This is a genomic window from Fundidesulfovibrio magnetotacticus, assembly GCF_013019105.1.
Classification (GTDB): Bacteria; Desulfobacterota; Desulfovibrionia; order Desulfovibrionales; family Desulfovibrionaceae; genus Fundidesulfovibrio; species Fundidesulfovibrio magnetotacticus.
Map to the genome: position 1 here is coordinate 69723 of NZ_BLTE01000003.1, position 14511 is coordinate 84233.

The 14511-nt window shown below is 70.1% G+C and carries 14 protein-coding genes; 10 read left to right on the forward strand and 4 right to left on the reverse strand.

Annotated elements, in window-relative coordinates:
- The first annotated feature begins 7 nt into the window (after nt 1-7).
- Genes NNJEOMEG_RS04685 through NNJEOMEG_RS04700 form a run of 4 tightly spaced genes read left to right on the forward strand, consistent with a single transcriptional unit; the run spans nt 8 to nt 3209 of the window.
- The gene (locus NNJEOMEG_RS04685) at nt 8-1240 is read left to right on the forward strand and encodes an AAA family ATPase (protein WP_173081819.1); all 1233 of its coding nucleotides are present in this window, start codon (nt 8-10) and stop codon (nt 1238-1240) included.
- Nucleotides 1227-2186 (forward strand): metallophosphoesterase family protein, encoded by a 960-nt coding sequence (locus NNJEOMEG_RS04690; RefSeq protein WP_173081821.1) that lies wholly within the window; start codon nt 1227-1229, stop codon nt 2184-2186. The genes NNJEOMEG_RS04685 and NNJEOMEG_RS04690 overlap by 14 nt, the downstream gene beginning before the upstream one ends.
- The gene (locus NNJEOMEG_RS04695; protein ID WP_173081823.1) at nt 2158-2472 is read left to right on the forward strand and encodes a hypothetical protein; all 315 of its coding nucleotides are present in this window, start codon (nt 2158-2160) and stop codon (nt 2470-2472) included. Before NNJEOMEG_RS04690 ends, NNJEOMEG_RS04695 begins: the two co-directional genes overlap by 29 nt.
- On the forward strand, nt 2472-3209 hold the full coding sequence (locus NNJEOMEG_RS04700) for a hypothetical protein (protein ID WP_173081825.1): 738 nt from the start codon (nt 2472-2474) through the stop codon (nt 3207-3209). The genes NNJEOMEG_RS04695 and NNJEOMEG_RS04700 overlap by 1 nt, the downstream gene beginning before the upstream one ends.
- A 10-nt stretch (nt 3210-3219) precedes the next feature.
- Here NNJEOMEG_RS04700 and NNJEOMEG_RS04705 read toward each other — a convergent pair whose 3' ends face one another.
- Nucleotides 3220-4074, reverse strand: a complete 855-nt coding sequence (locus tag NNJEOMEG_RS04705; protein WP_173081827.1) for a PHP domain-containing protein — start codon at nt 4072-4074, stop codon at nt 3220-3222.
- Between the two features lie 97 nt (nt 4075-4171).
- On the opposite strand from NNJEOMEG_RS04705, the gene NNJEOMEG_RS04710 reads away from it, so the two are divergent.
- The 5 genes from NNJEOMEG_RS04710 (at nt 4172) to NNJEOMEG_RS04730 (ending at nt 7977) form a co-directional block, all read left to right on the forward strand.
- Complete coding sequence (locus NNJEOMEG_RS04710; RefSeq protein ID WP_173081829.1) at nt 4172-4375, forward strand: Trm112 family protein; 204 nt, start codon at nt 4172-4174, stop codon at nt 4373-4375.
- Between the two features lie 95 nt (nt 4376-4470).
- A complete protein-coding gene (locus NNJEOMEG_RS04715) occupies nt 4471-4923 on the forward strand; it encodes an Hsp20/alpha crystallin family protein (protein WP_173081831.1) in 453 nt (150 codons plus the stop codon).
- Nucleotides 4924-4963: 40 nt separating this feature from the next.
- Nucleotides 4964-5815 carry a zinc metalloprotease HtpX gene (gene htpX / locus NNJEOMEG_RS04720; RefSeq protein ID WP_173081833.1) on the forward strand — a complete coding sequence of 284 codons (852 nt, stop codon included), beginning with the start codon at nt 4964-4966 and terminating at the stop codon, nt 5813-5815.
- A 3-nt stretch (nt 5816-5818) separates the two neighbouring features.
- On the forward strand, nt 5819-6442 hold the full coding sequence (locus NNJEOMEG_RS04725; RefSeq protein WP_173081835.1) for a YdjY domain-containing protein: 624 nt from the start codon (nt 5819-5821) through the stop codon (nt 6440-6442).
- A 401-nt stretch (nt 6443-6843) separates the two neighbouring features.
- A complete protein-coding gene (locus NNJEOMEG_RS04730; RefSeq protein ID WP_173081837.1) occupies nt 6844-7977 on the forward strand; it encodes a hypothetical protein in 1134 nt (377 codons plus the stop codon).
- 100 nt (nt 7978-8077) lie between these two features.
- On the opposite strand, the gene NNJEOMEG_RS04735 is transcribed toward NNJEOMEG_RS04730, so the two are convergent.
- Entirely contained in the window at nt 8078-8962 is an 885-nt protein-coding gene (locus tag NNJEOMEG_RS04735; protein WP_173081839.1) for a flagellin N-terminal helical domain-containing protein, read from the reverse strand.
- Nucleotides 8963-9394: 432 nt separating this feature from the next.
- Here NNJEOMEG_RS04735 and NNJEOMEG_RS04740 point away from each other — a divergent pair, with 432 nt between their 5' ends.
- On the forward strand, nt 9395-11446 hold the full coding sequence (locus tag NNJEOMEG_RS04740; protein ID WP_173081841.1) for a methyl-accepting chemotaxis protein: 2052 nt from the start codon (nt 9395-9397) through the stop codon (nt 11444-11446).
- A 13-nt stretch (nt 11447-11459) separates the two neighbouring features.
- Here NNJEOMEG_RS04740 and NNJEOMEG_RS04745 read toward each other — a convergent pair whose 3' ends face one another.
- Nucleotides 11460-12155 carry a phosphatase PAP2 family protein gene (locus tag NNJEOMEG_RS04745; protein ID WP_173081843.1) on the reverse strand — a complete coding sequence of 232 codons (696 nt, stop codon included), beginning with the start codon at nt 12153-12155 and terminating at the stop codon, nt 11460-11462.
- 293 nt (nt 12156-12448) lie between these two features.
- The gene (gene dnaK, locus NNJEOMEG_RS04750) at nt 12449-14368 is read right to left on the reverse strand and encodes a molecular chaperone DnaK (protein ID WP_173081846.1); all 1920 of its coding nucleotides are present in this window, start codon (nt 14366-14368) and stop codon (nt 12449-12451) included.
- Nucleotides 14369-14511: the final 143 nt, after the last annotated feature.

Here is a 14511-nt window from a genome sequence, read left to right on the forward strand (position 1 = left end):
GCTTTCCGTGATCCGGCGCATCACCCTGGTGGACTTCATGGCCCACTCCCGCACCGAGCTGGAGCTGGCCCCGGGCCTCAACGTGCTCTGCGGCCCCAACAACACTGGCAAGTCCGCCGTGGTGGAGGCCCTGCGCTGCCTCACCTCCAACCCCGCGCCGCGCCACGTGATCCGCCACGGGGCCAAGGAGGCCCGGGTGGAGGCGCTTCTCGACGACGGACGCCGCGTGGCCTGGGTGCGCCGCAAGAACCACGCCCTCTACGAGGTCTACGAGCCCGGAACGGAAGTCCCCGAGGTCTACGCCAAGCTGGGCAAGAGCGGCGTGCCTCCCGAGGTGGCCGCGGTGTTGCGGCTCTCGCCCGTCACCTTCGAGAAGGGCGAGTCCGTGGACGTGCACCTGGCCGGACAGCGCCAGCCCATCTTCCTGCTGGATCAGCCGGGGTCGCTCCTGGCCGACTTCCTGGCCTCCTCCACCGAGAGCGCACACCTCATGGCCATGCAGGACCTCCTGCGCGAGAAGACCCGCCGCGCCAAGACCGTCGCGCGCGACCTGGAAACCGGGCTCGCGCGCGTGCGCCGGGGCCTGGATGGCCTGCGCGGGCTGCCCGCCCTGGCCCTGGGCCTGGAGACCCTGCGCGAGGAACGCCGCATCCTGGAGGCCCGACAGGCCGAACCCCGCGCCCTGGAGGCCCTGGCCGGGCGGCTGGAGGCGCTGGCGCTGGCGCGGGGCAGGCTTAGCGCCAGGCTGGAAACCCTCTCGCGGCTCGCTGCGCCCCCCGCCCCGGCCCCCTGCGCGGGCCTGGACGCCCTGCTGGAGGGCCTCACGCGCCTGAGCGCCCGCAAGGACGCCGCACGGCGCGCCCTGGCGGCCCTGGCCCCCCTGGACGCACCTCCCAGGCCCGCGCCGACCGGGGAGCTGGCCGGGCTCTTGGCGCGCCTGGAGGCGGCCCGGGCCGCGCGCGCCCGGGCATCGCGACGGGCCGGGCTGCTGGTCGGCCTTCCGGCCCCTCCCGACGTGGCCGATCCCGCGCCGCTGGCCGCGCTCGCCGGGTCCCTGGAGACCCTGCGCGCCCGCGTGGAGAAGGGCAGGGCCTGGCTGGCCCGGCGCGAGCGGGAGCTCGAGGCCCTGGCCGCGCGCGTGGCCGCCCGACTGGAGCAGGCAGGGGAGTGCCCCCTGTGCGGCTCGGCCATGGACCTGGAGCGCTTCCTGCGCCGGGAGGGCACGCGTGGAACTGCCTAGGATCGAGGCCCGGGGTCTCTTCGTGGTCTGCGACCCCCACGTGGCCGCCTCCCCCCCCGGGCACCGCCTGGAGGGCTACCGCGAGCAGGTGCTGGCCAAGCTGTCCGCCTGTCTGGACCGCGCCCGCGAGCTGGAATGCCACCCCGTGATCCCGGGGGACCTCTTCCACTGGCCGCGCGAGAACCCCAACTCCCTGCTGGTGGAGCTCATCGAGCTCTTCCGGCCGCAGCGCCCCACGGTGCTCCCCGGCAACCACGACAAGTACCTGGCGCGCTTCACGCCCGACGTTTCCCTGGCCGTGCTGGCCGCCGCCGGGGCCGTGCGCCTGGCCGACCGGCCCGGCCCGGCCTTCCGCCTGGAGACGCCCTCGGGCTCCGTGCTCGTGGGGGCCTCGCCCGACGGCACGCCCCTGCCGCGCCACGTGGAGCGCGCCGGGGCCGTGGAGACCGTATGGTTCTCCCACCACTCGGTGGGCTTCCCGGACTTCCAGGAGGGGCTGGTGGCCCCGCGCCCCATCGAGGGGCTGGACTGGCTGATCAACGGGCACATCCACCGGCCCCAGCCCATGGTGGTCAAGGGCGGCACGCGCTGGTGCAACCCTGGCAACGTGACGCGGCTCACCTTCACGGCCCGCACCCGGGAGCGCGTGCCGTCGGCGTGGGTCTGGCGCCCCGGGGCCGGGGAGCTGGAGCGCTGGCCCGTGCCCATGCGCCCCTTCGCGGAGGTGTTCCCGGACCAGCCCTTTCCGGCGGAGCCCACGGCCGAGGAGAGCCGTTCGCTCTTCCTCAAGGGGCTGGAGCGCCTGGCGTTGCGGCGCACCCAGGAGGGCCTGGGGCTCAAGGATTTTCTCGACGCCAACCTGAACCCCGAGGACCCGGGCACGGGGCTCATCTGGGAACTCTACGAGGAGGTGGCCGGTGGCGAAAAACGACCACGACGGTCCTGACGCGCTGCTCGAGCGGGAGCTGGCGGCCCTGAAGGCCCAGTACGAATCCCTGCGCGACGAGAAGGTGCGCGCCGAGCAGACCCTGGCCCACCTGGAGGGCGAACTGAAGGACCTTGAGGAGCAGGCCCTGCGCGACTACGGCACCGCCGACCCCGCGGCCCTGCGCGCCCGGCTGGAGGTGCTGCGCGCCGAGAACGAGGGCATGGCCCGGGCCTACCGCGCCCACGTGGACGGGGTGCGCGCCGCCCTCGACGGCCTGGAGCGCGGGCAGGGCGGGGAGGGCTGATGATCCCGGACGCGTCCGAGGCCGTCAGCGAGCCCGACTTCGACCTCTCCGCCCTGGAGCGCCGCGCCGGACGCCTGGAGGGCCAGGCCCAGGCCCTGCACGCCGAGCACGCGAGGCTGCGCGCCGAGCTTGGGGCCGCGCGCGCCTTCCTGGAACTCGCCCCCCAGGCCCAGGCCCGCCTGGAGGAACTCTCCCGCGACCTCTTCGGGGAACTCATGGAGGAGGTGGAGGCCAACCTGACCCACGCCGTGCGCGAAATCCTCGGGCAGGAGCGCAAGGTGGTCTCGCGCCGGGAGATCAAGAACGGGCGCTTCCACATCAACCTGGAGATCGAGAACCAGGGCCGCCCCGAGGACATCCTGCACGGGCAGGGCGGCTCGGTGTGCAACATCCTCTCGGTGGGGCTGAGGCTCATCGGCCTGGCCCAGCTGGACCCGGCGCATCACAGGCGCTTTCTGGTGCTCGACGAGCAGGACTGCTGGCTGCGGCCCGAATTGGTGCCCGCCTTCACGCGGCTCTTCGCGCGCATCGGGGAGAAGCTGGGGCTCCAGGTGCTCTCCATAAGCCACCACCCCGTGGAGCGCTTCAGCGACCACGCGGGCCGCGTGTTCCAGCTCTCGCCCGGGGGCGAGGCGGGCGTGAAGGTGCGCCTGCTCTCGGAAGCCGCCCCGGCGGGGCGGGGCGAACAGGAAGCGGGGGCCGGACCGGAAGGCGCGGAGGACGAAGCCGAAGTCTAGGGAACGGGCCTTACACCCACAGCCCGCGTGCCGCGCGGCGCTCCTTGAGGGCGTCCAGCACGGATTCGGGCACCTTGAGCCGACCCTTGCCCACGCCCAGGCGGATGCCCGGCTTCACGGCCCCGTGGAAGTCCGAGCCGCCGCACACGCCCAGGTCCAGGCGGCGGGCCAGCTCCAGGTATTCTCGGGTCTTCTGGTCGGAGTGTTCGGTGTAGTAGGCCTCGATGGCGTCCACGCCCAGAAGCTGAAAACGCCGGGCCAGTTCCTCCATGTCGCGGCCGGAGGCCCCCAGCAGGTAGGGGTGGGCCAGGGCCACCGTGGCCCCGCCGTCCGCGAGCACGCGCGCGGCCAGGTAGGCGGGCAGCTCCTCCTTGGCCACGAAGGCCCGTCCGTGGCGGCCCAGGTACTGCCGGAAGGCCGCATCGTAGTCGCGCACGAGGCCGCGCTCCAGAAGGATCCTGGCGATGTGCGGGCGCCCCACCGTGCCCTGGGCCAGTTCCACCACCTCATCGTAGTCGATGGCCACTCCCATGCCCGCGAGCTTCTCCACGATGCGCCGGTTGCGGTCCTCGCGGCCAGCGCGAAGCGATTCGAGCACCGTGGACAGCTCGCCGTCCGGGCGCACCCACAGACCCAGCAGATGCAGTTCGCGCCCCTGGTGCACCACGGAGAGTTCGCACCCCGGTATCACCTCGATGCCCGCCTCCATCCCGGCGGCCCGGGCCTCCGGCAGCCCCTGGAGCGTGTCGTGGTCGGTAAGGGCCACGGCGGCCAGGCCCGCCTGGGAGGCCAGACGCACCACCTGGGCAGGGGAAAGCTCGCCGTCGGAGGCGTTGGAGTGGGTGTGCAGGTCCACGAGTCGCATGCCCCAGCGTTAGGGGCTTCCCGGACCTGCGTCAACGCAAGCCTTGAGGGGCCGGGCAAGCTGGTGTAGAGACGGGGCGTCCACAGGAGGAAACCCAATGCCCATCGCTCCGGAACTGCTCGAAATCCTCGCCTGCCCCAAATGCAAGGGCGACATCAACCCCACCCCGGCCCAGGACGGGCTGGTCTGCCAGGCCTGCGGCGTGGTCTACCCCGTGCGCGAGGACATCCCCATCATGCTCGTGGAAGAGGCCGTGGAGCTGGCCGCCTGGGAAGCCGGAGAGCGCCAGGCCAAACCCTGACCCGGCCCGCCCGGCCCGCTGCTTGACAGCGCCCCGGCGATGGTTAAACGTTCCAGAATGTTGATCCATCACCAAGCGCTTCGAGGTGTCCCGGCATGGCCAAGCTGAACTGGAATCCCTGGATGGGGCTGGCGGACATGAAGGCCGAACTGGAGCGGGTGCTCGCCGAGGCCGCCCGGCGCGGCCGCGCCCCCTCCGCCGTGTCCGAGAAGGCCTACTTCTGGGCCCCGGCCGCCGATGTGCTGGAGACAGCCGAGGCCTTCGTGATCACCATGGAGCTGCCCGGCGTGGAGCGCGAGGACGTGGCCGTGGAGGTCAAGACCCGCACGCTCTGGGTCTACGGGGAGCGGGCCTTCGTCAAGCTGGGGGAGGGCGAGGGCGTCTACCACTCCCTGGAACGCTCCTACGGCCCCTTCGCCCGTCGCTTCGCCCTGCCCAAGGGCGTGGACAGGGGCGGCGTGACCGCCGTCTTCAGGAACGGCCTGCTGGAAATCACCCTGCCCAAGGAAAGCCCCGAGGCCCGGCGCAGGCGCATCCCCATCTATTGATCCACCATCCCCCGACGACTTCCCAACGGAGGAACGCTTCATGACCAGCCAACTCAAGACTGGCCTTCTCCTCGGATTGCTCACCGCGCTGCTCCTGCTCATGGGCCAGGCCATGGGCGGCAAGGCCGGGCTCGTGATCGCCCTGATCATGGCCCTGGTGATGAACGTGGGCAGCTACTGGTTCTCCGACCGCATCGTGCTGCGCATGTACAACGCCCAGGAGCTCTCCGAGGCCGACGCGCCCGGGCTCTTCGACCTGGTGCGCCAGCTGGCCCAGCGCGGAAACATGCCCATGCCCAAGCTCTACCTGGTGCCCCAGGCCCAGCCCAACGCCTTCGCCACCGGGCGCAACCCCCAGAACGCCGCCGTGGCCGTCACCGAGGGCCTTTTGAACCTCGTGAGCACCGACGAGCTGGCCGGAGTGCTCGCCCACGAACTGGCCCACATCAAGAACCGCGACATCCTGGTGCAGACCGTGGCCGCCGTGGTGGGCGGCGCGGTGACCAGCGTGGCCAGCATGCTCCAGTGGGGGGCCATCTTCGGCATGGGCCGCTCCGACGAGGAGGGCGGCGGGGGCGGCTTCGGGGCCATCCTCATGGCCATCCTGGCCCCCATCGCGGCCATGCTCATCCAGATGGCCATCTCCCGCTCGCGCGAGTACCTGGCCGACGCCACGGGCGCGCAGCTGGCGGGCAACCCCCTGCCCCTGGCCGGGGCGCTCAAGAAGCTCGACGACTACGCCCACGCCGTGCCCATGCAGGGGGCCAACCCGGCCACCGAGAACATGTTCATCGTCAGCCCCCTCTCGGGCGGGGGCGTGGCCGGGCTCTTCTCCACCCACCCTCCCACCGAGGAACGCATCCGCAGGCTGCGCGCCATGGCCGGATACTAGGCCGTGCCCCGCGCCCTGACGCTTCTCTGCCTTCTCCTGCTCGCGCTCCCGGCCCCGGCCGGGAGCGCTCCTTTGGGGCTCACCCCGGAGATGCCCCTCAGCGTGGACATGGCCTCGGGCAGCGTGGCCTTCCTGGCCACGGTGAACCCCGCCCTGGCCGACGAGGCCGTCCAGCACCTGGCCGTGTTCAAGGACGGCGCGTACGCCGACAAGGCCCTGCTCCAGGCCGAGATCACGCCCCGGCGGCTCCACGAGGCCCTCACGCTCCTGGGCTTCCGCCCCGGCGACAACATGACCATGGCCAACTGGGACAGCGAGCGCGTGCAGGGCCAGACCCTGAACGTGGCGATCCTCCCCGACGGCGCGGACAGGCCCGTCCCCCTGGGCGAGTTCCTGCGCGACAAGGGCGGCAGGGGGCTGGACATGCGCTTCGGCGGCAACTTCAAGGCAGCCGTCGCCCCGGACGCCAGCGGCTGCCTGATCTGCCTCTTCAGCTGCCCCATGGGCATCGTGAGCAACCACCTGACCTTCTTCAAGGAGACGGGCTGGTGGGGGGCGGTGGCCTACCGCGCCCAGTGGCCCGGCCCGGTCCCGAAGCGCGTGGCCGTGATCGTCTCGCGCCGGTAGACCCCTCGCGCCAGCCCGCGCGCGGCTTGTCGGCCGGGGCTTTCTCCGCCTCCCGGCGGGGCTTTGGCGTCCGCCTCCCGCCCTGGGTCCCGGCGCTACGGCGGCCACATCCCGGACTCCGCCCGCGAGGCCTCCCTCTCCGACCTCTCCGGCCCGGCGGCCCCGGCCCGCGTTGACCCTGGCGCTCGCCTCGCGTAGGAGCGATTCATGGCGGGGAGAGCCCAGCGCCCCTGCAATCCGTTCTTCCAGGAGCAACGATGTCCGCCACCGCATCCCCTCGCCGGAACGTCTTGCGTATTGTCCCACGTTTCACCCGCGCGGCCGGGCAACCGGGCTCAGCGTCCCGCGCCTTCCGGCTCCGCGCCTGGGGGCGCGCCGCGTCCCTGGCGGCGGCGTGCCTCGTGCTGCTGGCGTGCCTGGCCGGACCGGCCCCGGCGGCCCAGCAGGCCCCGGCGCCCGCTCCGGCCCAGCAGAAGGCCCCGGCCCGCGCCGACTGGGACTTCACCCACGTGGGGCTCAAGGGCAAGCTTTACCCGTCGCTCATGCACTCCATCGCGGCCATGCACATGGACGTGCAGGACAAGACCAACGAACTGGGCGACCGCAACGGCCTCTTCGGCATCACCGTGCGCGCCCCGAGGGCGGGGGCCAGGGCCGTGGTGGAGATAAGCGCCTCCTCGCCCCTGGTGAACGGGGGCAAGGCCGACGTCACCCTGCCCAAGCGCGGCCAGGACTACGTGGTCTACCCCTTCCTGAGCTTCCCCGAGGCCCTGCTCCAGGTGCGCCAGCCCGTGCCCATCGTGCTCACGGCCCGGCTCAGCGTGGACGGGCAGCCCCTGGGCGAGAAGTCCCAGCGCGTGCTGGTGGCCTCGGTGAACGATTGCGTCTACGGCTTCGAGGAGGACGACGACTACTACGACACCTCCTGGCTCTTCGCGGCCTACGTCAACGAGAACCACCCGGCCGTGCAGCAGATCCTGCGCGAGGCCCTCTCCGTGGGCGAGGTGTCGTCCTTTTCCGGCTACCAGACCGACGCCCGGGGCGTGCGCAAGCAGGCCAAGGCCGTGTGGCAGGCCTTGCGCAAGCGCGGCCTGCGCTATTCGAGCATCAACCGCCCCTCGGCCCCGGACCCGGAGCTTTCCGTGCAGCACGTGCGCCTGCTGGGCGACGCCCTGGACGGCCGCCAGGCCAACTGCGTGGAAGGCAGTTGCCTGCTGGCCTCGGTGTTCTACAAGATCGGCCTGGAAACCTCCCTGGTGGTCTTCCCCGACCACATGATCGTGGGCGTGCTGCTCGACCCCAAGGGCAAGCAGCAGCTCTTCCTGGAAACCACCATGCTGGGCGACTCCACCTTCGAGGAGGCCGCGAAATCCGGGGCCGAACAGGTGGAGGAGGCCCAGGAGAAGGCCCGCAAGGCCAAAAAGAAGAAGTCCGGCAAGGACGACGACGATGACGACGACGAGATCTCCTTCATCGACATCGGCGGCGTCCGCCAGGCAGGCGTGCTTCCCATCCCAGAGCCGGGGCGGCGGTAGGCGGACGCGGGTCGCCTCCGCCGGCCTTGCGGACGCGGCGGCCCTGGCCCGGGAGCGGGCGGAACCGCCTGACGGCCCGCGCGGCAAGCCCGGCGGATCGCTACATCAGGAGCTGCAAGGCCAGTTGGGGCAGGGTGTTGGCCTGGGAGAGCATGGCCGTGGCCGAGTTCACCAGAATCTGCGAGCGCACGAACTCGGCCATCTCCGTGGCCAGGTCCACGTCCGCGATGCGCGACTGGGCCAGCTGCAGGTTCTCGCTCTGCAGCGAGAGGGCCTGCACGGTGTTCTCCAGGCGCGCCTGGAGCGAGCCCAGGTTGGCGCGGATTTTGTCCTTGGAGACGATGGCCGCGTCGATCTTGTCCAGGGCCGCCTGGGCCAGTGCCTGGGTGGAGATGGAGCGCGCGGAGCCCGTGGCGGAGCGTCCCACGCCCAGGGCCGAGGCCGTGGAGAGCCCTATCTGGACGTAGTAGTAGTCTTCCGCCGAAAGATTGCCCGTGCCGAAGTGCACCTTCAGCTTGCCGGTGGGTTCGAGGCCGGAGCCGCTGTGCGTGGCCCCGGAGAGGTGTCCGTTGAGCAGGCGGATGCCGTTGAAGTCCGTGGCGTTGGCGATGCGGGTTATCTCCGAGGCCATGGCCTGGTATTCGGAGTCGATGATCAGGCGCTGGTCGGAGGTGTAGGTGCCCGTGGAGGCCTGGGTGGCCAGCTCCTTCATGCGGATGAGTTTCTCGTCGATGACGCTCATGCCGCCGTCGGCGGTCTGGAGCAGGGAGATGGCGTCGTTGGCGTTGCGCACCCCCTGGTTCAGCGAGGCGATCTCGGCGCGCATGAGTTCGCTCACGGCCAGCCCGGCGGGGTCGTCGGCGGCGCTGTTGATGCGCAGCCCCGAGGAGAGCCGCAGGGTGGAGCGCTCCAGGCCGTCGTAGGCCCGCGTGAGGTAGTAGCCGCTCACGATGGCCAGGGGATTGTGGTTGAAGATCACGGTCATGGCGTCGCTCTCCACCTGCCTGCCGGGGGTTGGGTGAAAATTCCGGCTTGTCCCCTTTCTTATCGGATGCTGCAGGGTGATCTTTAGCGTCCGGATGAAAATGCTCACCGAAAGCGGGGAGGCGACCGCTCGAACGCGCCGCGATGGCGGACGGAGCGCCGGGCGCGCTCCTCCCCGCGCCTTCCGGGCGATGGTCTTGCTATGGATGCTATAACGGGCCGTATCAACGGGAGTTTCGGCATGATCGAAATGAGGCGCGCCCGAAGCGGCCGTGTCGGAATCGGGGTGGATATCCGGATTGTATGCCCAGATTCCGATTTTTGTTGCCTTTTCCCGCTGAATCCTGTCTTGGTGTAACGGAACTTTTTCGTCTTCAACCCATTGCCCCGCCGTTCGGGCTCAAACCGAGTCGTACCGTTGCGGGAGGGCTGGATGTCCTTGAAGTGGAAAGTGCTGATGCCCATAGGCATCCTGCTGGCCGTCATGGGGGCGATGCTCGGGGCCACGGCGTATGTGTCCTCCATGCAGCGCGACGACGGGGTGGTGATCAATCTGGCGGGGCGGCAGCGGATGCTCTCCCAGAAGATCGCCAAGGAGGCCCTGTTGCTCGGCGCGGGCCCGGATCAGGCCCTGCTGGCCAAACTCAGGGCCAGCATGGGGGTCTTCGAGGCCACTTTGGCCGCGCTGATGGATTCGGGCAGCGCCCCACTCACCCTGAACCCGGCCGGGCCATCCAGGGCCATTCCCAAGGCCCCTCTGACCGTCCGGCCCCTGCTCGAAAGCGTCGCCGCCCAGTGGACCCGGTACAAGCCGCTCGTGGAGGCCGTGGCGGCGGGTGGCGCTCCGGCCGACAGGGCGGTGCTGCTGGCCTCCAGCGAGGCGGTGAACCTGGAGATGGACAAGGCGGTGACGCGCATGCAGCTGGAGAGCGAGCAGCGCGTGTCCACGCTGCTGCTCAGCCAGGGGCTGCTGCTTCTGGTGGGCCTTCTGGTGGGCGCGGCGATCGCCTGGACGCTCCTGTGCACGGTGATTCGCCCCATGGAGCGCCTGACGGCCTTCGCGGTGCAAGCGGGGGAGCACGGGCAGGCCGATCCGCCCCGGATGCGTCTTTCCGGGGAGATGGCCCAACTGGCGGGAGCGCTTCAGACCATGCTCGCCGATCTGCGCAGGCGCTTCGGCTTTTCGGAAGGGGTGCTCAAGGGGCTTTCGAACTCGTTTCCCCTCGTCGTATTCGACATGGATGGAAAAATAACACACTGCAACGATCAAGCGTTAAGACTGTTCGGAAAGCAGTGTCCGGCGGAAAGTTGTTTCGGGATGACGCCGGGAGAGTTCTTCTACGGCGATCGCAACCGCCAGACGCGCTCGATGGATGCCGTAAGGCATCGGAAGCAGGTGCAGACAGAGATGGAATATGTGATGGAGAGTGGGGCGGTGCGCAACATCCTGGTGACGGCCAACCCCATCGAAGGCATGGACGGCGAGATGCTGGGCGTGTTCTCGCTCTATTACGACCTGACGTCGGCCCGCGAACAGGAGCGCAGTCTCGGCCGCCAGACCGCCCGCATGCGCGAACTGGCGGACAGGGCCGAGCAGGTGACGCAGGTGCTGGACCGCGCCTCCCACGACCTGGCGGCGCTCATGCAACAGGCCGCCTCCGACGCCGTCCGTCAGGACAGCCTGGCCGGGGAGACCGGCGGGGCCATGGAACGCGTGGACGAAAGCGCCAGGCAGGTGGCGGGCAAGGCCCTGGCCTCCTCCCGGTCCGCCCAGGCGGCGCTGGAGAACGCGGCCCTGGGCGAGCGTAGCGCCGCCGACGTGGCCAAGGCCTTCGCGGACATCAACGCCACGGCGGTGAAGTTGCGCGAGGGCATGGAGCGTCTGGGCGATCGGGCCGGGCAGATCGGGAACATCATCACGGCCATCGAGGACATCGCGGACCAGACCAACCTCCTGGCCCTCAACGCCGCCATCGAGGCCGCCAGGGCGGGGGATGCCGGCAGGGGCTTCGCCGTGGTGGCCGACGAAGTGCGCAAGCTTGCGGAAAAGACCATGAACGCCACCAAGGACGTGGTGGTGGCCATCCGGGCCATCCAGGATGGCGTGGGGTCCAACCTCGCGGCCACCCAGCAGACCGCCGACAGCATCGCCTCCTGCGCGGCCCTGTCCGAAACCTCGCGCCATGCGTTGCGGACCATCGTGGAGGCCATGGAGAGCACCAACCGCCAGATTCAGGACATCGCCCAACTGGCCCAGGACCAGGCCGGGGCCTGCGCGGAGGTGGTGGAATCGCTGGGCGATGTGCGGGAGGTCTCTGCCGGCACGCGCGAGGGCATGTACCGCGCTTCGGCCCAGGTGGACGACCTGGCCGGGCAGACCAACGAACTGAGCGGGCTCATCGTCTGCCTGCGCCAGGAGCAGCTCGCCGGGTGCGAACTGCTGGAACGCACCGCCGACAGCAAGAACGAGGCGGTTCAGCGCTGACCGGCCCCTGGGGCTAACGCAGCCCGAGCCTGGCGCGCACCTCGGCCCTTGCCAGGTCGAAATCGCTCTGGAAGCTGGGGCTGGCGCGCAGCGCCAAGAGCACGACGCCCGCCTCCATCTGCCCCGCGCCCACGTCGGCGGGCCAGTGCTGGCCAAGGATCAGGCGGTTCAGGCCGTATTGCACGCCGTAGGTGACGAGCTCGCCGCGCTTCTCGGGAACCATGTCGGCCAGGATCATGCCGTCCACCAGCCCCAGCAGCGTGTGGGCGCTGGGGTAAGAGGCCGGGCTGACCGGCCCCTGGCTGTTGTAGATCCTGTCCAGGTTGATGTTGGTGTTCTCGATGTTTAGGGCCACCCGGGTGAAGAAGGCGTTGGCCGCGGGCAGGTTCTTGGCGTTGAAGTCCTGCCCGAGCACCTGGGAGAAGTCGAAGACCGAGGGGTCGGAGTCCCAGAGGGCGGCGGCGGTCATCTGGGGGGTGGCCGTGGCGGTGACGGCCTGGAGGAGCTGCACGTTGGCGGCCTGGGCGGCTGTGCCCGGGGCGGGCGGAAGCGGCAGGAGCTGGAGGGCCGCCAGGGTGGCCGCCGCGCTGGAGAAGTAGGGGTCCGGCCCCAGGGGCTGGGCCAGGGCCCGGCCGGGAGCCAGACCGGCGACGGCCAGGGACATGCCCAGGGCCAGGAGCAGGAGCGCGCGGCGGCAAAGCGACAGCATGAAGACCTCCGTCAGGGTGCTGCCCGCCCGGCGCGCGATGGAGGAGGGGACACGGCCGGAGCCGACCGGCCGGGCCGCGCTCGGCCGGGAGGGTCCGTTGGCTCTACAGCGTCGCGGGGCGGGCGTCCACTTACGGATGGGAAAGCCAGCGCCGGGCGGTGCCGCGCCGTGCCGCATACGCTGCCACGCCGGGGCGCTCCCCGGTCTCCAGCGGTCGCTTCCCGGCCGCCGACGCAACAGCGCCCGGCAGGTTTCCCTGCCGGGCGCTTGATCATCAGCTCGTTGCGGAGTCGTTATTTCTTCACTTCGGTGTAGTCGGCGTCCACCACGTCGTCGTCGCCCTTGGGGCCGCCAGCCGGGCCGTGGCCACCGGGAGCACCCGGGCCGCCGGCCTCGGGGCCGCCGGGCTGCGCGCCCTGCTGCTGGTAGAGCTTCTCGGCCAGCTTGTGCGACACCTGGGCCAGCTCGTCGGTGGCCTTCTTGATGGCCTCGGCGTCGTCGCCCTTCATGAGCTCCTTAAGCTTCTCGGCCTTGGCCTCGATCTCGCCCTTGGTCACGGCGTCCACCTTGTCGCCCAGCTCGCGCAGGCTCTTCTCGGTGGTGTAGACCAGGGTGTCGGCGTGGTTGCGGGCCTCGATGGTCTCCTGCTTCTTCTTGTCGTCGGCGGCGTGGGACTCGGCGTCCTTGATCAGCCGCTGGATCTCGGCCTCGGAGAGGCCCGAGGAGGCCGTGATCTGGATGGACTGCTGCTTGCCGGTGGCGGTGTCCTTGGCGGTGACGTTGACGATGCCGTTGGCGTCGATGTCGAAGCCCACCTCGATCTGGGGCACGCCGCGCGGGGCGGCGGGGATGCCCGTGAGTTCGAAGCGTCCCAGGGTCATGTTGTCCTGGGCCATGGGGCGCTCGCCCTGGAGCACATGGATGGACACCGAGGGCTGGTTGTCGGCAGCCGTGGTGAACACCTGGGACTTGCGCGTGGGGATGGTGGTGTTGCGCTCGATGAGCTTGGTGAACACGCCGCCCAGGGTCTCGATGCCCAGCGTCAGGGGGGTCACGTCCAGGAGCAGCACGTCCTTCACGTCGCCGGTGAGGATGCCGCCCTGGATGGCCGCGCCCATGGCCACCACTTCGTCGGGGTTCACGGAGCGGTTGGGCTCCTTGCCGAAGAGTTCCTTCACCTTCTGGGAAACCAGGGGCATGCGGGTCATGCCGCCCACCAGGATCACCTCGTCCACGTCGGCGGCGGTGAGCCCGGCGTCGGCCAGCGCTTTCCGGCAGGGGCCGGCGGTGCGCTCCACGAGGTCTTCCACCAGCTTCTCGAGCTTGCCGCGCGAGAGCTTGACCATCATGTGCTTGGGGCCGTTGGCGTCGGCGGTGATGAAGGGCAGGTTGACCTCGGTCTCCATGGCGGTGGAGAGTTCCTTCTTGGCCTTCTCGGCGGCCTCCTTGAGGCGCTGGAGGGCCATGCGGTCCTGGGAGAGGTCGATGCCGTTCTCGCGCTTGAACTCGTCCACCAGGTACTGGATCACGCGGTGGTCGAAGTCTTCGCCGCCCAGGAAGGTGTCGCCGTTGGTGGCGCGCACTTCCACTACGTTGTCGCCCACTTCCAGGATGGAGATGTCGAAGGTGCCTCCGCCCAGGTCGAAGACGGCGATCTTCTCGTTGGCCTTCTTGTCGAAGCCGTAGGCCAGCGAGGCGGCGGTGGGCTCGTTGATGATGCGCTTCACCTCGAGGCCCGCGATGCGCCCGGCGTCCTTGGTGGCCTGGCGCTGGGAGTCGTTGAAGTAGGCGGGCACGGTGATCACGGCTTCGGTGACTGTCTCGCCCAGGTAGGCTTCGGCGTCGGCCTTGAGCTTGGCCAGGATCATGGCGGAGACCTCGGGGGCGGAGTAGCGCTTGCCCTCCACCTCGACGGCGGCGTCGCCGTTGGCCCCGGCCACGATCTTGTAGGGGCAGTGCTTGAGCCACTCGGCCACCTCGGGCGCGTCAAAGGCGCGGCCCATGAGGCGCTTCACGGCGAAGATGGTCTTCTCGGGGTTGGTGACGGACTGGCGCTTGGCGATCTCGCCCACCAGACGTTCTTTGGTGAAGGCGACGATGGAGGGGGTGGTGCGCCCGCCCTCGGGGTTGGTGATGCACTTGGGGTCCTTGCCTTCCATGACGTAGACGCAGGAGTTGGTGGTGCCGAGGTCGATGCCGATGATCTTGCCCATGAAAAAGGTTCCTCCTTGGGAGTGATGATGGCTGCCGGTGCCGCTCAAGGAACCGGATGGTTTGCTCAAAGGACGCGCCCGCCGGAGCGGGCGCGGTCGAGGTTGACAATAATTCGGTTTTCGAAGCTGTAAAGGGGCCCGGG

Coding starts and splice junctions, on each gene's coding strand:
- NNJEOMEG_RS04700 (WP_173081825.1), top strand. CDS start 2,472: ATGATCCCGGACGCGTCCGAGGCCGTCAGCGAGCCCGACTTCGACCTC.
- NNJEOMEG_RS04705 (WP_173081827.1), bottom strand. CDS start 4,074: ATGCGACTCGTGGACCTGCACACCCACTCCAACGCCTCCGACGGCGAG.
- NNJEOMEG_RS04710 (WP_173081829.1), top strand. CDS start 4,172: ATGCCCATCGCTCCGGAACTGCTCGAAATCCTCGCCTGCCCCAAATGC.
- NNJEOMEG_RS04715 (WP_173081831.1), top strand. CDS start 4,471: ATGGCCAAGCTGAACTGGAATCCCTGGATGGGGCTGGCGGACATGAAG.
- htpX (WP_173081833.1), top strand. CDS start 4,964: ATGACCAGCCAACTCAAGACTGGCCTTCTCCTCGGATTGCTCACCGCG.
- NNJEOMEG_RS04735 (WP_173081839.1), bottom strand. CDS start 8,962: ATGACCGTGATCTTCAACCACAATCCCCTGGCCATCGTGAGCGGCTAC.
- NNJEOMEG_RS04740 (WP_173081841.1), top strand. CDS start 9,395: ATGTCCTTGAAGTGGAAAGTGCTGATGCCCATAGGCATCCTGCTGGCC.
- NNJEOMEG_RS04745 (WP_173081843.1), bottom strand. CDS start 12,155: ATGCTGTCGCTTTGCCGCCGCGCGCTCCTGCTCCTGGCCCTGGGCATG.
- dnaK (WP_173081846.1), bottom strand. CDS start 14,368: ATGGGCAAGATCATCGGCATCGACCTCGGCACCACCAACTCCTGCGTC.